Annotated in this window: 13 protein-coding genes; 8 read left to right on the top strand and 5 right to left on the bottom strand. The window is 72.6% G+C overall.

Annotated features, from left to right (window positions below):
• Positions 1-2: 2 nt before the first annotated feature.
• The 5 genes from WMF36_RS12470 to WMF36_RS12450 form a co-directional block, all read right to left on the bottom strand.
• Positions 3-2,198 carry a cation:proton antiporter domain-containing protein gene (locus WMF36_RS12470; RefSeq protein ID WP_437579818.1) on the bottom strand — a complete coding sequence of 732 codons (2,196 nt, stop codon included), beginning with the start codon at positions 2,196-2,198 and terminating at the stop codon, positions 3-5.
• A 241-nt stretch (positions 2,199-2,439) separates the two neighbouring features.
• Positions 2,440-4,032 (bottom strand): SDR family NAD(P)-dependent oxidoreductase, encoded by a 1,593-nt coding sequence (locus tag WMF36_RS12465; protein WP_437579817.1) that lies wholly within the window; start codon positions 4,030-4,032, stop codon positions 2,440-2,442.
• Positions 4,033-4,129: 97 nt separating this feature from the next.
• Positions 4,130-4,669: a hypothetical protein gene (locus WMF36_RS12460; RefSeq protein ID WP_437579816.1), complete on the bottom strand. Its 540-nt coding sequence runs from the start codon at positions 4,667-4,669 to the stop codon at positions 4,130-4,132.
• A 112-nt stretch (positions 4,670-4,781) separates the two neighbouring features.
• Entirely contained in the window at positions 4,782-7,871 is a 3,090-nt protein-coding gene (locus WMF36_RS12455; protein WP_437579815.1) for a DEAD/DEAH box helicase, read from the bottom strand.
• A gap of 227 nt (positions 7,872-8,098) precedes the next feature.
• The gene (locus WMF36_RS12450; protein WP_437579814.1) at positions 8,099-8,944 is read right to left on the bottom strand and encodes a hypothetical protein; all 846 of its coding nucleotides are present in this window, start codon (positions 8,942-8,944) and stop codon (positions 8,099-8,101) included.
• Positions 8,945-9,364: 420 nt separating this feature from the next.
• Here WMF36_RS12450 and WMF36_RS12445 point away from each other — a divergent pair, with 420 nt between their 5' ends.
• The 8 genes from WMF36_RS12445 to WMF36_RS12410 all read left to right on the top strand — a co-directional run bounded on the left by WMF36_RS12445 (position 9,365) and on the right by WMF36_RS12410 (position 19,348).
• A complete protein-coding gene (locus WMF36_RS12445; RefSeq protein WP_437579813.1) occupies positions 9,365-10,390 on the top strand; it encodes a hypothetical protein in 1,026 nt (341 codons plus the stop codon).
• 557 nt (positions 10,391-10,947) lie between these two features.
• Entirely contained in the window at positions 10,948-11,445 is a 498-nt protein-coding gene (locus WMF36_RS12440; protein WP_437579812.1) for a hypothetical protein, read from the top strand.
• A 132-nt stretch (positions 11,446-11,577) separates the two neighbouring features.
• Positions 11,578-12,603, top strand: coding sequence for a hypothetical protein (locus WMF36_RS12435; protein ID WP_437579811.1), 1,026 nt, complete (start codon positions 11,578-11,580; stop codon positions 12,601-12,603).
• Between the two features lie 86 nt (positions 12,604-12,689).
• Positions 12,690-13,994 (top strand): RNA polymerase sigma factor, encoded by a 1,305-nt coding sequence (locus tag WMF36_RS12430; RefSeq protein ID WP_437579810.1) that lies wholly within the window; start codon positions 12,690-12,692, stop codon positions 13,992-13,994.
• Positions 13,995-14,255: 261 nt separating this feature from the next.
• Positions 14,256-15,038, top strand: a complete 783-nt coding sequence (locus WMF36_RS12425) for an RNA polymerase sigma factor (protein ID WP_437579809.1) — start codon at positions 14,256-14,258, stop codon at positions 15,036-15,038.
• A 264-nt stretch (positions 15,039-15,302) separates the two neighbouring features.
• On the top strand, positions 15,303-16,370 hold the full coding sequence (locus tag WMF36_RS12420; RefSeq protein ID WP_437579808.1) for a 3-deoxy-7-phosphoheptulonate synthase: 1,068 nt from the start codon (positions 15,303-15,305) through the stop codon (positions 16,368-16,370).
• A 230-nt stretch (positions 16,371-16,600) separates the two neighbouring features.
• On the top strand, positions 16,601-17,902 hold the full coding sequence (locus WMF36_RS12415; RefSeq protein ID WP_437579807.1) for a hemolysin family protein: 1,302 nt from the start codon (positions 16,601-16,603) through the stop codon (positions 17,900-17,902).
• A 306-nt stretch (positions 17,903-18,208) separates the two neighbouring features.
• Entirely contained in the window at positions 18,209-19,348 is a 1,140-nt protein-coding gene (locus WMF36_RS12410) for a site-2 protease family protein (protein WP_437579806.1), read from the top strand.
• Positions 19,349-19,362: the final 14 nt, after the last annotated feature.

The following is a 19,362-nucleotide window of genomic DNA, read 5'->3' as shown; positions in this document are numbered from 1 at the left end:
GCTCAGGAGCGATCGGTCTCGGCCGCGAGCGAAGTCGAGAGGAGCTGCGGGGCGGGCGCCGGGGCCGGGGCCGGCACGGCGGCGGGCTCGTAGCACCGCACGACGAGCAGCGAGGTCGGGCACCCCTGGATGACGTGCTCGGCGCGGATGCCGAACCGGCGCTGCGCGAGGCCCCACTCGGTCCCGACGCCGACGAGGACGAGATCGTAGCCGCGACCCGCCTCCTCGAGGGCGGCGTCCGCGGGCGAGTCGTGCTCGACCACCTTGAGCACCACCTTGGACTTCCGCAGCGCGCCGCCCTCCTCGCCCTCGAACACCTCGTCGACCGCCTCCTGCGCGCCGAGCGCGTCGTCGGACCTGCGCTTCGGCTTGACCACGTGGAGGATGGTGACGTCGGCGCCGACCTGCTGCGCCAGCCGGCGGGCCAGCGCGAGCGCCGCCTTGTCGTGCAACGTGCCGTGGAACGGGACGAGCAGCTTGCGGACCGCGGTGAGCCCGCGATCGATGAGCACGCCGACGTCGGTGCGGGCGCCGCGCATGACCTCGTAGACGGTGCCGCCGAGCACGGTCTGGCTGAGCAGCGGCTTGTGCCACCCGACCAGCACGAGATCGGCCTGCTTCACGTCGGCGACGTTGCAGATGTCGTGGCTCGGCTTGGGCGAGACGAAGGAGAGCGGCCGGACGTCAGCGCTGAGCTCCTTGGCCCGCGAGAGGAGCGGCGCGAGCGCGGCCGCCCCGTGCCGCTCGGGCCCCTGGTCGAGGTAGAACGAGCCGCGGTCGGTCGGCCGGATGAGGCGCAGGGCGTAGAGGCGCCGCGCCTCGGGGCCGTGGCCGGCGAGCGCGCTCGCGAGCGTCACCATGCCGGGGCCGGAGCGCTCGTAGGAGACGCACATGAGCACGGTGAACACCTCTGCCGCCGTGGGCAGAGGCGTCCGGTCCGGCACGTCGGCGAGCTCCTTGGAGAGCTCCTCCGGCGGGTAGACCCAGCGCAGGAGCGGCGTGGTCATGAAGGTGGTGACCAGCGCCATGAGCACCATCATCGTGAACAGCGTGGGCGAGATGATGCCCAGATCGAGCCCGAGGTTCAGGACGATGAGCTCCATCAGGCCGCGCGTGTTCATGAGGATGCCGAGCGCGCTGGCCTCGCGCCAGCGCAGGCCCGTGAGGCGGGCGGCCACGGCGCTGCCGCCGAACTTGCCGACGCAGGCGACCACGATGATGAAGCCGCACATCAGCCAGCCGTCGGCCGAGTTGAGCAGCCCGATGTGAGTGCGCAGGCCGCTGTAGGCGAAGAACAGCGGGAGCAGGAAGACCACCGCGAAGTCCTCGAGCTTCTCGGCCAGGCTCTGCGCGAAGCCGGTGCCCTTCGGCATGATCGCGCCGAGCATGAAGGCCCCGAACAGCGGGTGGATGCCGATCATCTCGGTCATCCAGCTCGACACGATGAGCAGGAGGAGCGTGATGGCGACGAGGTCCTGCGAGAGCCCTTCCTTGTTCGCGCCGCGCTCGCCGAGCCGGGCCAGGAAGGGCCGGACCACGAACATCATGCCGCCGATGTAGACGATGGCGAAGACGGTGGTCCAGACGGCGCCCACGAGCCCGGTGGCACGCGCGATCGAGACGACGAACGCGAGGATGCACCAGGCGGTCACGTCATCGACGGCGGCGCACGTGATCGTGAGGGCGCCGACCTTCGAGCGCAGGAGGCGCCGCTCGGTGAGGATGCGCGCGAGCACCGGGAAGGCCGTGATGCTCATGGCCACGCCCATGAACAGCGTGAACGACATGAACGGGACGGAGGTGTCGGAGAGCCGGGGGTACAGGTAGAGCGCGAGCAGCCCGCCGAGCGCGAACGGCACGATGATGCTCGTGTGGCTGATGATGACCGAGGCGTGGCCTCGCCCGCGCAAGAGCTTGGGGTCGAGCTCCAGCCCGATGAGGAACATGAAAACGATGAGCCCGACCTCGCTCACCAGCTTCAGGAGCGGCAGCGACTCGGAGGCGAACAGGGCCGCCGATGTATCGGGAAACACCCAGCCGAACAGCGAGGGGCCGAGCAGGATGCCCGCCGTGACCTCGGCGACGACCATCGGCTGCTCCAGCCGGCGGGCCACCATGCCCACGAGGCGCGCGCAGGCGATGATCAGGAAGGCCTGGATGAGGAAGCGGGTCAGCGGGGTGTGAATCAGGCTCTCCATGGGAGCGCTCCCTCCTGGTAAGTGTTAAGTTATCGCTTATCAGCGGCCCATCTCGGCTGTCAAGAACTGAGACGCGCGGCGTCAAACCGCCGGGGCGCGCCGGCGAAGACGCGCCGCCCGGCGCATCAAGCGTGCCGCGCGGACGGCCGGTCGAGCCTCTCTCGATCTGTTCGGCGCCGGGCGCCTCTCGCCGGCGGCCGGGCGGGGTGGAGCAGCGCCCTGGCGTGGGCGGCGGCCGCGCTTACCAATCGGTCGGCATGTAGTCTTTGAGGAACTGGCCGGAGAGGTGCTGGCCGCTCAGGAGCCCGGAGAAGATGGGGTCGCAGATGCGGGCGGCGCCGTCGACGATGTCGAGCGGCGGGTGGAAGCCGTGCTCCTCCAGCTTGCGGGCGGCGAGCGCCGCGGGGTCCTCGTCGGTGACCCACCCGGTATCGACGCTGTTCATGAAGATGCCGTCCTTCGCGTAGTCGGGCGCGGAGGTGCGCGTCATCATGTTGAGCGCGGCTTTCGCCATGTTGGTGTGAGGGTGCCTGTCCGTCTTGTAACGACGGTAGAACTGCCCCTCCATCGCGGAGACGTTGACGATGTGCCTGTCGAACGTCGGGTGTCGCAGCATGAGCGGCTTCAGCCGCGAATTCAGCACGAAGGGGGCGACCGCGTTGACGAGCTGGACCTCGAGCAGCTCGACGGTCGGGACCTCGGCGAGGGTCAGCCGCCAGCTGTTCATCGTGCGGAGATCGACCTGCTGGAGGTCCGCGTCGTAGCGGCCTCTGGGGAAGAGCACGCCGTCGAGGGGCTCGTCGCCGGGGCCGGGGATCTGGGAGAGCAGCGCCGGCTCGCGGAGGCCGGCGGCGGGGTCGCCGCCGGCGACCAGGGGGAGCTCGCCGCGCTCGCGGAGCGCGTCGTAAGCCCGGAGCGACGGCTGCGCGACCTCCGGGAGGGCGTGGACGGGCGCGGTCTCGCCCTCGATGAGGTGACCGTAGAAGCCCGGCGGGCGCCGGACGGTCTGGCAGGCGTTGTTGATGATGAAATCGAGCCGGTCGAGCGTGTGGAGGAGGTGCCGCGTGAAGCGCTCGACGCTCGGCGTGTGGCGGAGATCGAGGCCGTAGATCGAGAGCCGCGAGGCCCAGCCGTCGAAGTCGCGCTCGGACGCGAAGCGGCGGGCGGCGTCGTGCGGGAAGCGGGTCGTGACGATCACCCGCGCGCCGGCGCGGAGCAGCAGGATCGCCGCCTGATAGCCGATCTTGACACGGGCGCCGGTGACCAGCGCGACGCGGCCGTCGAGCGGGGCCGTCTGGCTGCGCTTGCGGTAGTTGAAGTCGCCGCAGGGGCCGCACATCGCATCGTAGAAGAAGTGCAGCTTGCGGAACTCGACCTTGCAGACATAGCACTTGCGCGGCTTCGCGAGCTCCGGCGCGCCGCGCTCGCCCGGCCGCGCGGGCTCCTCCGCGGGGGGCGGCTCCTGCGCGAGGGGCGGCGACAGCGCGGGGGCGGCGGGCGCGGGGGGCATGGCCAGCGACGGGGCGTCCGGCGTGCGGAACACGGGCTCACGGCGGGCGGCGCGGATGCCGACCGCGTCGAGGAGCGCGGTGTCCGCCGACCTCTGAGCGCGCCGATCGCTCTTGCGGAACGCCCTGGCGAGCTCGCGCTGCTCGGCGCGCTCGGGGCGCGAGACGCGGCCGGCGGCGAGGAGGAGCCGGCGGCGGTCCTCCTCGCTGATCGAGGCGAGCTGCGCGCGGTCGTCGACAAGGGACTCGAGCACCCGCAGGCAGGCGTCGAGATCGGCAGCGGTGAACGGCCCGCCAGCGCCGGCGGCTTCGCTCTCGGAGCTCATCGAAGCGGCGGTGCATAGCATGCGGGCGCGCAGGCGCGAACCGGCGGCCGAGCGGCCACGGGGGACCGCACCGGCGAGAGCCCGGGCGCGCGGAGGGTCAGCGCTGGTAGGGGCAGGGCTTGCCGCCCTCGCCGGCCTCGACGGGAGCGCCCGTCGCGGCGTCGACGGTGAGCGTGGTCGGGAACTCCTGGCCGCCCGGCCCCCGCGACGCCTCGGCGACCGAGAGGGAGAGGGCGTTGCCGGAGCGCTTGAACGCTCCCTTGCGCTGGACGATGCCCGACCAGACGCACGCCACCTTCGGTGGACAGGGCGAGACGCGATCCTCTGCGGTGAAGCTGCCGCCCTTCGCGAAGGCGAGCACGCGCTCGTATTTGCGGGGGCCGCACGCCGCGGACCTCCACGTGCCGAGCAGCGGGTCGTCGCCGCCGGGCCCCGGGGCCGCGGTCGGCGCCGTCGTGGTCGGCGCCTGCGTCGTCGGCTCTTGCGCGGTCGGCGCCTGCGTCGTCGGCGGTTCGGAGGGCTCCGCGGGCGAGGCCGGTGGATGCGGCTCGGGCGCCGGCTCTCGCGGGCTGTTGACGGTGCACGCAGCGAGCGACGTGAGCAGCGCCGCGAGGGGAAAGACGACCGTTCGCATCATGGCCGCTCATCCCATGGAGGCTCAACCCTCGCAAGCCGGCGACGTGACCTGCAAGTGACGCCGGGCGCGTGACGAGCCCCGTCGAGGCGCGCGCTCCCCCCCCTCGCTCGCGCTACCCCAGCAGCGCGAGCAGGTCGTCCCGCGTCAGCGAGACCGCCCTGTCCGCCTCGCCCAGCGCGGCGCCCGCGATCGCGCGCTTCCGCTCCTGCAGCGCGAGGATCCCCTCCTCCACCGTGTCCTTCGCGACGAGCCGGTGGACCAGCACAGGGCGGTGCTGCCCGATGCGGTGGGCCCGATCGGCCGCCTGATCCTCGACCGCCGGGTTCCACCAGGGATCGAGCAGGAAGACGTGATCCGCCGCGGTCAGGTTCAGGCCGGTGCCGCCCGCCTTGAGCGAGATGAGCATCACCGGCGGGCCGCCCGGCGACTGGAACGCGTTGACCACCCCGGCGCGGTCGCGCGTCGAGCCGTCCAGGCGGTTCCACGGGATCCCCGCCTCGGTGAGGTGCGGCTCGACGAGGTCGAGCAGCGACGTCCACTGCGAGAAGACGAGCGCCTTGTGGCCGCCCGCCACGCACTCCTCCAGCGCCGCGAGCAGCCGCATCACCTTGGAGGAAGGCGCGCTCCGCAACGCCGACGCCGCGGCCGCGTCGGCGGGGCCGGCGCTCGACCCCGGGATCAGCGCCGGGTGGCAGGCCGCCTGGCGCAGGCGGAGCAGCGCCTCCAGCGCCGCCATGACGCTCGCCCCCTGCGCGAGCCGCTCCACCACGTCCTTGCGCGTCGCCGCGCGCACCGCCTCGTAGAGCTCGCGCTCGGGCTCCTCGAGCTCGCAGTAGAGCACCATCTCCGAGCGCGGCGGCAGCTCGGGCGCCACCTCGCGCTTCATCCGCCGCAGCACGAAGGGGCGGATCTTCTGCCGCAGCTCTGCCGCCGCGCCGGCCGCGCCCTCGGCGATCGGCCGGCCGTAGCGCTCCTGGAAGGCGCCGCGCCCGCCGAGCAGGCCGCGGTTCGTGAAGTGGAGCAGGCTCCAGAGCTCCTCGAGCCGGTTCTCGACCGGCGTGCCGCTCAGCGCCACGCGCAGCTCGGCGCGGAGCGCGAACGCCGCCCGCGCCGCCTGGCTGTCGGGGTTCTTGATCGCCTGCGCCTCGTCCAGCACGACGATGTCCCACGCCTGCGCCGCGAGCAGCTCGACGTCGTTGCGGAGCACGGCGTACGTCGTCAGCGTGACGTCGGCCGCGGGATCGAGCGCGCGCCGCGCGCCGTGGTAGATCGCGAACCGGAGGCCGGGGCGGAACCGCCGGATCTCGTCGGCCCAGTTGTGCACGACGCTGCGCGGGCACACGACGAGCGTCCGACCGCGCACCGCGCAGAGCGTCTGCAGCGTCTTGCCGAGCCCCATGTCGTCGGCGAGCACCGCCCCGAGGCCAGCGTCGCGCAGGAACGACAGCCAGTCGACGCCGCGGCGCTGGTACGGGCGCAGCGTCGCGGTCAGGTCGGCCGGCAGCGGCGCCTCCGGGAGCGACGCGAAGCCGTCGAGCAGCGGCATCAGCTTGTCGAAGCCGGACGGGCGCGGGAACTCGATCTCGTCGCACAGGGCGGCCAGCGCCGGGAGCGCCGCCGGCGGCACCTCCTTGTCGTCGCGCCGCGCCGCGAGCAGGTCGGCGACGCGCGCGCCGTACTTCTCGAGCCACGCCGCGGGCAGCGGCGCCCACCCGCCGCCGAGGAGCGGCACGAGCGGCAGGCCGTCCTGCCACGCCCGGATCACGGCCGCGGCGTCCGCGCGCTTCGGCGGCGCGCCGGCGGCATCGCCCCCCTCGCCCGCGCCGTCCTCGCGCCCCGTCGAGAGCTCGAACTCGACGTCGAAGGCGCGGTCGTCGACGACGAAGCGCGGCACGAGCTCGGCCTTGCCGAAGAGCTCGCCGCGCGCCTCGGCGAAGGCGCGGGCGTCCCACGCCTCGAGGCGCGAGGCGAAGCGGATCGCCTCGGCGCCGTCGAAGTCGACCCGGCGGCCGGGGATGAGGTGCAGCTCATCGCGCAGCCGGATGAGCAGCACGCGCTCCGCGGCCTCGTCGCGGACGGGCACGGGGCCGGACAGGTGCACGAGCCGGCCGTGCTCGATACGCGCCTCGGGCGGGTCGCCGTAGACGAGGCTGGGCACGACCGACAGCGTGTGATCCTTCTGGCTGAGCTCGAGGAGGATCCGCGGGCGGGAGGCGCCGCCCGCGCGGGGCAGGCGCTGGCTCCGGACCGTGATCGGGACGCGCTTGGTCAGCTCCGGCAGGACCTCGGTCACGAGCTTGCCGAGGTCGCCCCGCGAGAAGACGCGCCGGAGCGGCAGCCGATCGAGCTTCGGGCCGGTGAGGTCCATCTCCCGGAGCAGGTGCAGCGTGCCTCCGCACCGGACGACGCCCGACGCGATCACCTCGTCGATGCGCGGGTCCCGCTCCACGACGAGCGCCACGCCGTCGTCGTGATCGCGCACCGTCGCGCGGGGGCCGATCGCCTCGCTGGAGATGCGGACGGGCGCGCCGTCGAGCTCCACGTCGGCGACGCCGGCCAGCGCGGCAAAGAGCTCGGGCTGGCGATCCGAGGGGAAGTAGCCGTGCTGCTTGGTGCCCACGAGCCGATCGACCGCGAGGTCCTCGTGCGTCGGATAGAGCTCGGGCAGCCTCGGCCCCGGCCGCTCGGCCCCCGCCGGCGCCCTGACGGCGCGCCCGGCGAGGCTGGCGAGCGAAATCCGGAGCGGCTCCTCGGCGCCGTTCGCGTGGACGATCATCCGCTCGAGGGCGAGCACGAGGCCCTTGCGCCGGAGCCGGTACCGCAGCCGCGCCGCCGGAGAGGGCACGGCCGCGGCGCCGCCCTGCGCGGCCGGCGGGCCGGGCGCGGCCGGCTGGCCGGGCGCGGCTGGCTGGCCTTGCGCCGCCGGCTGGCCCTGCGCCGCCGGTTGCGAGAGCGCGATGACCGCCGCGGCGGCGTGGGCGCAGGGGTCGACCTTCCCGCCGCAGTCGCACGTCCACTCGGCGTCCGCGGGGTAGAGGGTGACGGTGGGCGCGACGGGCTGGCCGGCGGCCTTGACGCGGACCACGACGGAATCGCCGCGGTCCTCCCGGCCGAAGGCAGCGCCCTCGCGGGCGAGCTTCACGCCCTGGGACCAGAGGCCCGGAAGACAGGCTTTTCTGATGGCTTCGAGAAGACCCTGCACAGCGACTCCAGACGCCGACGACCTGCCCTGGCGGAACGCGCGCTCGCGCGCTCGCCAGGGACCGGCGCCACTTCTTGAGAATGTACACAGGAAGACGGAGAGGACGGGAAGAGGCTCGGGCGTCTTTTTCCGCCGCCTCGTCTTCCAGATTCCAGGAGCTTGCCCTGCGAGGGCGGGGCGCTGCTGTAGCAGGAATTCGCACGGCGCGTGGCTTGACGCGACGGGCTCTACCGGCGCGTCAGGTGCTCGCGGTAGCGCGTCGTGAGCTCCATCCAGCGCAGGGTGAGGATCGGCTCGCGCTCGAGCCGGTCCTGCCAGCTGCGATCGACGGCCTTCCACAGGTCCCGGTCCGCGATGCCGTGGCGCAGCAGCGCCCGATCGAACGACGACGCCAGCCCGACCGACGACTCGGCGCAGAGGGCCGCGTACTGCTGCAGGCTGAGCGAGGGCAGCGCGCTCGGCTTGCCGGGCACGTCCTGCTCCGAGGCCGGCTCGCGGGCCGCGAGGCCCGACGGCGCGGGCGCGGCCGGCGCCGTGCTCGCCGCGCCGGGCTCGCCGGGCGACCGCCGGAGGGTGACCCCCGACCGCGCGTTGCCGCCGTCGAGCTCCATCAGCTCGGTCTCGTTCGGGGGCTTGATCGAGGGCAGCGGCATGGCCCGCGGCACCGCGACGGGCTCGGCGGCCTCGCCCTCCGAGGGGTAGCCCTTCCCGTTCGACAGGGGGACGATCGCGGACAGCGGCGGCGAGGCCGCGCGCCTCGGGGGCACGGACGACTCGCCCGCCCGGGCGCCCCGCCGCGAGCCGGGGCGCTCGCCGTCGGGCGCCGCGAACGACAGCACCGGGCCGGCGTCGGTGATCTCCATCTGCAGGACGATCTCGCCGTCCCTTCCGCGGACGATCAGCCGATCGCCCGCCACGGCCGCCTCCATCTCGTAGCGCCGACCGGACGAGAGCAGGACGGTCGCGGACGGGACCGGCGCGCCGCACGCCGCCCCCCGCGAGCCGATTTCTTCCTGAGGACGGGGCGCCGCCTGATGCAGCGCGGGCTCGGTATCCGGTGGATCCCCACTCATCAGGATGCAGAGCCTAACGCTGAAAGCGCGCGCTCCGCGAGCGCTTTCAGCGGCCGCCCGGCAGCGCTCGGACGCAAGGCAACGAGGGGGTGCGCGGCGCTCCGCCCGGGCACCGGAAGGCGCGGCGCACCGCGTGCCGGCCACCAACGACGTCGTTGCGCGTGGTTGTGCGAGGTCGCGCGCGGCCGCCGAGAAATTACGTGATGCGATGAACCTTCATTTCACAAAATGCGTCGCTGCACCCAGCCACCCCGCGCAGCTGACAAAAACTGCCCATCTTCACGGACACGTAGAATTCACCAGCCGGCTCCGTAATGGGTCCCGCAGCGTCCTTCCTCGCGTTACCCGGACCGATTTCGCCTGGAACCTCCGGATCTGTAGTAAGCCGAGGGCTGCGAGCTCTGCCCCAAAGGAGGTCTCATGAAGAGGACCGATCTCGCGCTTGCGCTGCTGTTCACCGCGTGCCTCGTAGGCTGCGAGATGCTCGGCGGCATGACTCACCTGACGTGCGCAGAACAATGCAGAACGGCGCTCGACCCCGACGCGTGCATAGTGAAATGCGGCACGTGCGCCGGCGTGTGTGTCAACCCGGCTCCAGAGGGCTTCGACGGCCCTGCGTTGCTCTGGGTGGGCAGGACGGTGGATGAGCCACAGTGCCCTGCCAGCGCCCCGAGCACGGTGTACGTGGGATACAAGAGCCCTGATATCCCCTTCGCGTGCGACCCATGTCGGTGCAGCGAGCCAGCGTGTGCCCTGCCCGACGGCCTCAGGACGGCCGCCTCGCTGAGGTGCGATGGAGCGGAGCTGGGGTTGCACGACGCCCGGGACATCCTGAGCGGCACCTGCGTGGTGCCCAGCGAGGCGCTGGCGAGCGATCGCAAGTCGCTCCTGCTGGGCTCGCCCCAGGTGAGGCCATGCGAGCCCAGCATCGAGCCCCCTCCGGTGCCGCGCCTCGTCTCGTGGTGGTATCGCTCCGGAAAAGCCTGCTCGGGCACCCTCCTGGAAGATACCTGCATCTCTCCGAAGACGTGCGTTCCGACCGAGGAGCAGCGGGGCTTCTCGCAGTGCATCATGCACCTCGGCGAGGGCGAGGTGACCTGCCCGCCGGACTATCCGGTGAATGTCGTCCTCTACGACGGCCTGAGAGACGAGCGCCGCTGCACGCCGTGCGCATGCGGCCCCCCCGAGGGCGGCGCGTGCTCTCTGATGCTCCTTTCCTTCCGGGACGAGGCGTGCAGCGAGATGCTCACCGCCGGTGTGGCGTCGAGCAAGGACCCGGGCTGCCTCACGCCGGTCCCCGGGGTCCAGCCCAAGAGCATGAAGGCGGTCTGGCACGTCAACAACCCCGGCCGCTGCGAGCCGCGAGGCGGGGAGGCGTACGGTCAGATCACCCTCACCGGTCCGAGCACGTTTTGCTGCCAGACACGTCCGGGCGAGAACGAGTGACGGGTGCACGTCATCGTCGAGGACGCGACGTCGGCGCTGCCCCGGGCCCGCCCAGGCTCCCCCTGAATCAGGGTCGGGCACAACCAGACCCGATGGCACGGCGAGAAGATCCTGAGTGCGGGGTTCGACCGATCTGACAAAATTTCTCTCGATCGAGAGAAATAAACAAACCAGAACGCAATGCATCACCGGGCGATCGGACACGCGCACAAAAGCCTTTACGTGCGCTCCAAAGTCAGTATCTACAGGATCACGACGTGGGAGCGGCGACGTCGAGCCCGCCTCCGCCACGCGGCAGAGGTGCACTGTCCCACGGGCGTCGGAGACGTTGAGGAGGGGGGGCACATGTCGGGGTGGTGCGGCCAGATGGGAGGCAGCGGGGTGCTTCGGGTCGAGGTGTTCCCTCCGCGCGATGCGGCACAGATCCCGCCCTAGCCGGGACGCCGATGCTACGCGCCGGTTGCGCCGCCATGGTCGCTGTCTTCATGGCAACGACCCCGGTGCATGCGGATACGCCTCGGTCTGAATCGCGACGGGAGACGCAGGAGGGAGACGACATGTTGCGAGGCGAGATCTCCGCGTCGCCGCTGCTCGCGGTGGGCCTCCTGCCCGCGCTCGCCGGAGGGGCCTCATTCGCCACGACGTTCCGCTGGCCCAGCCTGTCGATCGCCGTCGAGGCGCGCATGCTCACCGCCCTGACGGATACCTTTGCGGACGGCGTCCTGGTCCACGCGAGCCTGGCGATGCCGACGCTCGACATCTGCGGCCATCGCGGGGTCCTGTCGGTGTGCGCCGTCTTCGGTGCCGGCGAGCTGCAGATCACGAGCGACCCCGGCGTCGGCATTCAGGCACAAAAGCCCTGGGTCAGCTCGATCGGGCTGCGGGCCGCCGGGGACTGGCGCTTCTCCGAGCAGCTGTCGTTGCGCGGGTTCGCCGAGCTGCACACGAACCACAGCCGCCCGTCGCTCTGGGTGAACGGCAGAGAGGTATGGCGGGTCCCGCCGCTCTCCGGGGTGATCGGGTTGGGGCTCGTGCTCCCCGTGGACGCCTTCTAGCGGAGACACCCTGGTCGCTCCTCGATGGGGCGCGGCTGATTCGTCGTCGGCACTGGACTGAACGAGCGGTCACCACCCGCGATGAGCACCATGTCAGCAGCTTCATCAAGAAACACCGGGGCCGGTGCGGCGATGTCGGGGCGACCGAGGGGCCGGGGGCCCGCGTGGCTCGTCGCGGTGGCCGCGGCCCTGCTCGCGCCCTGGCGCGCCGGCGCCGCGCCGCCCCGCGCCGCGGTGCAGCTCGAGTACCGGCGCGCGCCGGGGACCGAGCGCTGTCCGGACGAGGGGCTCTTGCGCGAGGAGATGGCCAGGCAGCTCGGCTACGACCCGGTGGAGCCCGAGGCGGCTTTGCAGGCCAAGGCGCTTGTTTTTCGCGGGCCGGGCAGGGAGGTGCACGCCGCCATGGAGCTCCACGACGCCGAGGGATCCATCACGTGGTCGCGGCACCTTGTCGCCTACAACGACGACTGCAGGGAGCTTGTCATGAACATGGCGCTCTCGCTCCGGGTCGCGCTCGATCCGAGCCTGAACGTGCAGCCCGCGCCCGCCCCGCTCCCCGAGCCCGCGCGTCCGGCCGAGGCTGCGGCCAGCGCGCCCGTGCAGCCCGCGTGGCCCAGGATCAGCGTCGGCCTCGCCGGCGCCGCGGTGTTCGGGAACCTGCCGGACACGGCCGTCGGGACGGCGCTCCACGTCGCGCTCCGTTATCCGTCCTTCTCGCTCGGCCTCGAAGGCCAAGTTCAATGGCCCACCACGTTCCAGGCCGACAAGGACGATTCCGTCTCGACCTGGATCGCGGCGGCGAGCGCGATCCCGTGCTCCCAGATCCGTCGCCTCTTCGCCTGCGCGTTCGTGTCGATCGGGGTCGTGACGAGCTTCGGCGGCCACACCGAGCTCCTGAACACGCCGTCGCTCTGGCTCGCCACGGGGCCGCGCGCCGGCATCGAGATGCCGCTCTCCGATCGGATCAGCGTGCAGCTCTATGGCGATCTCGTGCTCCGTCTCACGGAGCTCCGCATCGAGCGCGCGTCCGGTGTCCTCTGGACCGCGCCGGCGTCCGGCGGGCTCGTCGGTCTCCGGGTGGACGTCCATCTGAGCCCGCGGCGCGAGGCGACCGCGCGGCGCGCTCCCCTTGCTCGGGGCACGGGGGCGCCGCATTGACCAGCTTCGCGACGGCGACGTCGCCGCGCTCGAGGGGGAATCGAGGGGGAAAAGAGATGGGGTCACCGTCACGCAAGAGCACGTCCGTGGAGCCTTCCCACGCCATCATGGTGAGCATCGCCGAGGAACATTTCTCGTTCATCGCCCGCTACCTCGCCCGCCTCGGGGTGCGCGCGCAGGACATCGAGGATGTCGCCCAGGAGGTGCTCGCCGGCGCCTACCGCGCGCTGCCGCGGTTCGATGCGAGCCGGGGCAGCGTACGGTCGTGGCTCATGGGGATCGCGACCCACCAGGCGTCGAATCATTTCCGGCGGGCTCACCGCCGTCGCGAGCGTCTCCGTCCGTTCGACGATCTCGCGGAGCTGCCCGACGCCACCCCCGACTCCGAGCAACGCGTCATCGCGAGGGACCGGCGCTGCGTGCTCGACCAGCTGCTCGCGGAGCTGCCGATGGAGCGCCGCTGCGTGTTCGTCGCCCATGAGCTCGAGGAGATCGACATGGCCGAGATCGCCCAGCAGCTCTCGATCCCCCTGAGCACCGCGTGGAGCCGGCACCGGCTCGCCTGGGTCGACCTCGAGGCGGCGAGGCGTCGCTGGCAGGCGCGTCATCGCGGCCGCGGGCTCGCGCTCATCCCCTTCAGCGCCGGCGCGCTCGTCCAGGAGGCCCGCGCGGGTCGCGAGGTCGCGCGCTCGCTGCTCGCGCGGATCTACCGCGCTGCGCGCCGCGCGCTCTCGCCGCGGCGGCTCGCCGGCGGCTCGGCCTCGCGCTCCGGCGCGGCCGGCGCGCTCCACGCCGCCGCGGCCGTCGCGGTCCCGCTGGCCGCGGTCGTCGCGATCGCGCTCGGCGCGCTGCGCGCCGCCTCGTCCCCGGCCTCCGCCGGCGAGCGCACCGCGACCGCCCCCACCCTGGCCGCCGTCGCGGCGCCGCAGGCGCCGTCCGCCGTTGTCGCGCCGCAGGCCTCCGCGCCGCCCGCCAGCCCGGCGCCGCCGCCGTCCGCGGGCGCCGCGCCGCCTCCGCCCGGCGCAGCTGCCGCGGCGGACGCTTCACGGGACCGCGAAAGCGCGGGCGCCCCGGGCGCTGTCGTCGGGCTCTCGCCAGCGAGCGGCGCGGCGCTCGCCGGCAGGAAGGCCGCGCTCCGTCCGGCCGGCGGCGCTGCCGTGCCCGCCGCGACGCGAGCCGTTGCGTCGAGCGACGAGGAGATCGCCGCGGAGCGCGCCCTCATCGACGGCGCGATCACGGCGTTCTCGAAGGGCCGTTACGCCGAGGCGAACCGCCACCTCATCGAGCACCGGCGGCGTTTCCCTGCGGGCCGCCTCACCGCCGAGAGGAACGCGGCGCTGCGCGCTCTCCGCGCCAGAGCCACAGCCGTTTCAACCTCGCCGGCGCCCTAGCGCGATGATCCGACGAGAATGAATTGAACCGCGAAGCCGCCAAGCCGCCAAGAAAAGAAATCTCCGGGTCGCCCCGCCGTCCTCGGCGCCATGCCGATTCCCTTCCTCCTGTCCGCCACTCCACATGCCGCCCGGCGCTTCCCGAGCTGCCGAGCGGCGCTCTCCCGTCCATGGCGCTTCGGGGTGCGCACAGGAGATCATTTTTGAGAGGAGGATGGCTTTTTTTGAGATGGGGGATCGGGTCCTCCTAACTAAGCGAGCATGGGACAATTGAACCGCACGCTCGCTCCGTCGATGCCGCTGGATAGACAGCGCGCCTTTGTCCGGCTCTTTCGGGGGAAGACCTACGACTCCGTATGGAATTGGCTGAAGCGGCTCGGGGTCCCACGCCGTGACCGGCGCGACATCCTCCAGGATGTCTTCCTCGCCGGATACCAGAGCTTCCCCACCTACGATCCGCTCCGCGCGCGGCCGGAGAGGTGGCTCAACAGGATCACGGTCCACGTGGCCGCCCACTACCGCGACCGGGCACACCACCGGCGCGAGGAGCTCTCCTCCGGCCGGGCCCCGCGGCGCGTCGCCGACGAGCGCCCGAACGCCGAGGAGCAGATCGACGCGGAGCAGACGCGCTCGCTCATCCTGTCGCGGCTCGGGTCGCTGCAGACGGAAGAGCAGCGGATCCTCATCGAGCACGACATCGAGGGCGTGCCGATGGCGACGGTCGCCGAGCAGCACGGGATCCCGCTGTCGACCGCGTACAAGTGGCGCACGCGCGCGATCGCCTCGCTGCGCGCGCTGATCGAGGAGCCCCGCGCCGAGCACAAGCGAAAGCGACCGCCGCGACCGGCGGGGAGCGACGCCGGGGAGCCCGCCCCGCGGCCGGCGAAGGCCGCGCGGCCGGCGCTGGCCGCGCGACGGGGGACGGCCGAGCGAGCCGCCCGCGCGACCGCCGCGAGCACGAAGCAGCCGTCGGTTCCCTGCCGCAGCGCCCCGCTCCCCCGGCGGTCGGACGCCGAGCAGGCGCACACGCCCGCGAGCGCATGAGCCGCGAAGACCGCCGGCGCCGCCGGAGGCGCGCCCGCGCCGGCCCGCAACCGCGCGCCCCGGACGCCCCTGCAGCGATCGAGCACCCGCGAGACAAATCTTCAGGCCGATCGGAATTGTTCGGTCCCGGTCAGTCCCGGTCAGCACCGGCCGGCACCGAACCGATCGGAACGGACCGGAGCCGATCCAGAAATGAGAAAGCGCTTCCGTCCCACGCGTGGGTAGTCGGGGCATATCGCATCGCGCTATGCTGGAACCTCAACGATGTACTACTCGACCGACGACCTTCGTATTGCAGGCCTCAGGCCCCTGATCCCCCCCGCGATCCTAATCGAAGAGATCCCCGTCAGCCCCGCCGCTTCCGAGACGGTGGCGTTCACGCGCCGGGCCGCCGAGCGCGTGATCTCGGGCGAGGACGACCGGATCATCGTGGTGGTGGGCCCTTGCTCCATCCATGACCCCAAGGCCGCCCTGGAGTACGCGGCGCGGCTCCGCGAGGCGCGCGACCGGCTGAGCGACGACCTTGTCGTGATCATGCGCGTGTACTTCGAGAAGCCGCGCACCACGGTCGGCTGGAAGGGGCTGATCAACGACCCCGACCTCGACGGGAGCTTCTCGATCAACAAGGGGCTCCGCGTCGCCCGCGGGCTGCTCCGCGACATCGCCGAGCTCGGCCTCGCGAGCGCGACCGAGTTCCTTGACACGATCTCGCCGCAGTTCATCGCCGATTTCATCTCCTGGGGCGCGATCGGCGCGCGCACGACGGAGAGCCAGGTCCACCGCGAGCTCGCCTCCGGCCTCTCCTGCCCCGTGGGCTTCAAGAACAGCACGGAGGGCGACGTCCAGATCGCGGTCGACGCCGTGCGGGCCGCGCGCGAGGCGCACCATTTCCTGTCCGTCACAAAGCAGGGCATCTCGGCGATCGTGGCGACGCGCGGCAACCCGGCGTGCCACGTGATCCTGCGCGGCTCGCAGCGCGGGCCCAACTACGCGCCCGAGCACGTCCGAGACGCGGCCGAACGCCTGACCAAGGCGGGCCTGCCGCACCGGCTGATGGTCGACTGCAGCCACGGCAACAGCCAGAAGGACCCGGCCCGCCAGCGGAGCGTGGCCGAGAGCCTGGCCGACCAGCTGCGCTCCGGCTCGCGCGACCTCCTCGGCGTCATGATCGAGAGCCACCTCGTCGGCGGCCGGCAGGACCTCGCGCCGGGCAAGCTCCCCACCTACGGCCAGAGCATCACCGACGCCTGCCTCGGCTGGAACGACACGGTGCCGGTCCTCGAGCTCCTCGCACAGGGGGTGCGGGACCGGCGGGCCAGCAAGGCGGCGTGACCCAGCCGCGCCGCACACAGGCCGGCGCGCGCGCCCGCTCCTCTCAGAACATTTCACCCTTAGTGTAGTCTTCGGATCGCGGCGCGGCGCGGCGCAGCCCCGGCTGTCCGCCGGGCCGCGTCCGCTGCGCGCTCCGCGCCGCTGCCGCGCCAGCGGGCGACGCGCTATGTCCCCGGAGCCCCGCGGAGGGAGCCGTTATTCTCTCGGAAATCCTCATCATCCTGGCCCTCGTGCTCGTGAACGGCTTCTTTTCGGGGGCCGAGATCGCGGTGGTCACGATCCGCAAGACGCGGCTCGACCAGCTCGTGCAGTCGGGGAGCGCCCGTGCGCGCGCGGTGAAGCGCCTGCGGGGCAACCCGGAGCGCTTCCTCGCCACCGTGCAGATCGGCATCACCATCGTCGGCGCGACCGCGAGCGCCTTCGGCGGGTCGACCCTGGCGAAGGACCTCGCGCCGGTGCTGCGCGCGGTGCCGTGGATCGGGGACGCGGCCGACGAGCTCGCGCTCGCCGCGGTGGTCGCGCTCGTCTCCTTCCTCTCGCTCGTCCTCGGCGAGCTCGTCCCGAAGTCGCTCGCGCTCCGCAGCGCCGAGCGGTACGCGCTGCTCGTCGGCGCGCCGCTCCGCGGGCTGTCGTCGCTCGCCCGCCCGCTCGTGTGGCTGCTCACGGCGAGCTCGAACCTGGTGCTGAGGCTCTTCGGCGATCGAACGAACTTCGTCGAGGCGCGCATCTCGCCCGAGGAGATCCAGCAGATCGTCGACGACGCCGCCGAGGCGGGCTCGGTCGACAAGCGCGCCGGCGAGATCGCCTCCCGCGCCCTCGATTTCGCCGGGCTCACCGCGCTCCAGGTGATGCTCCCCCGCCTCCGCGTCGTGGCGCTCCCGCGCGAGACGACCGCCGAGGAGGTCCAGCGCATCGTGCTGGAGCACGGCCACACGCGGATGCCGGTCTACGAGGGGTCGAACGACAACGTGATCGGCTACGTCACGATGCCGGACGTGCTCGCGCTCCTCTGGGGCGACGGGGAGTTCTCGCTGGAGAGCATCCTGCGCCCGGCTTATTTCGTGGTCGCGTCGATCCCGGCGGTCGACCTCCTCGCCGAGATGAAGCGGCGCCGGCTCCAGCTCGCCGTCGTCGTGGACGAGCAAGGCGGCATGATCGGCATCGTCACGATGGAGGACCTCGTCGAGGAGCTCGTCGGCGAGATCTTCGCCGAGAACGAGGCGCACCCGCCCCCCGCCGAGACGATCCGGCGCGAGCCGGACGGGTCGGCGCTCGTGCCCGGCGACATGCCGGTCCACGACCTCAACCGGCAGCTCGAGATCGAGCTGCCGGACGACGTGCGCTGGTCCACGGTCGCGGGCCTCTGCATGGGGCTCGCCCGGCGCATCCCCGCGCCCGGCGACGTCCTCAGGACCCCGGACGGGGTAGAGCTCCACATCGTCGACGCGAGCCCCCGGCAGATCCGCACGGTGCGGGTCCGCATCCCGCCCCCGGAGCCGACCGAGGACGAGGAGCTGCGCGGCGCGGGCTGAGCGAGCGCGGCCCGCCTTGCTCGGGCGCGCTCTCCCGCTCGATGTTCCCGAGCAAACACCTCGCCTCGAATGCCCGGTGCGAAATGCCCCGCTGCGGCGAGGCGCCGCGCCGACGCGCCGCTCGCCCGGCCCGCCGCCGCCGTGAAACCCGGTACGCGCATTGCTTCGCAGGTCCAAGGATCGTCGAGCAGGCATCGAGAGATCTCATGACCAAGCGACCCGGCCGCACCGCCAGGCACGCGCGGTCGTCGGCTTCTCCCGCGCAGTGACGCGCCGCTCGCGCGCATCCAGCAGGAGCCAGACACCATGAAGTGGTCATTCAGGGTCGCCCGGGTCGCCGGTATCGACGTCAACGTGCACGCGACCTTCGGTCTCATCGTCGCCGTCGGGGCGCTCCAGTGGAGCGACCGCCACGGCGCCCGGGGGGCGCTGTTCGGCGCCGCGCTGATGCTGGCGCTCTTCGCCTGCGTGGCCCTGCACGAGCTCGGTCACAGCCTCGTGGCCAGGCGCTTCGGGCTCACCGTGCGCGAGATCCTGCTCCTCCCCATCGGCGGCGTCGCGATGCTCGCGGGTCGCCCGCGGAAGCCGCTCCACGAGCTGCTCATCGCGCTCGCCGGCCCCGCCGTGAACGTCGTCCTCGCCGCCGTCCTCCTGGTCGTGACCGGCGCGCTCGGCGTCCTCTCGGAGCTCCCCTCGCTCGGGGCGGGGGCGAGCCCCTCGCTGCAGACGGCGCTCCTCTGGCTCCTCGGCGCCAACGTGGCGCTCGCGGTCTTCAACATGATCCCGGCGCTGCCGCTCGACGGCGGGCGCGTGCTCCGGGCGGGCCTCTCGATGGCCATCGGCCCCGCGCGCGCGACGGCCGCGGCCGCCGCGATCGGGCAGGTCCTCGCCGTCGCCCTGTTCGCCGTCGCCGTGCTCTCGGGCCACCTCGTGCTCGCCTTCATCTCGGTGCTCGTGTTCTTCGGCGCCACCCAGGAGCGGACCACGGAGCGCGCGCGCTCGATCCTCGGCGGCGTCTCCGTCGGGCGGGCCTACAACCGCCGGGCGATCGCGCTGTCGCCCTGCGACCGCGTGAGCGACGCCGCCGAGCACATCCTCACGACGTACCAGACCGACTTCGCGGTCCTGCTCGAGGGGCGGCCGATCGGCGCCCTGACGCGGGCCGACGTGGTCCGCGCGCTCGCCGAGGGCGCGGGCAACGCGTACGTCGCCGGGGTCATGCGGCGCGACGTCGCCCGCGTGAGCGCGGACCGCTCGCTCGACGAGGCCATGCACCTCATGTCCGAGAAGAGCACCCCTGTGGTCGCGGTGTACGACGGTGAAAGATACCTGGGTCTCATCAGCCAGGACGACATCGCCGAGGCGCTCACGCTGCTGCAATTCCTGCCGGCCTCGCGCCTGGGCGGCGCCGCGTCGCCGGCAGCGCCGCGCACGCAATTTACCTGACGCCGTGACGCCGT

This window comes from Sorangium sp. So ce887 (genome assembly GCF_051521455.1).
In the GTDB taxonomy this organism is placed as follows: domain Bacteria; phylum Myxococcota_A; class Polyangia; order Polyangiales; family Polyangiaceae; genus Sorangium.
Note: the sequence above shows the minus strand (reverse complement) of the source record. Positions and strands in the feature narration are given on the sequence as shown.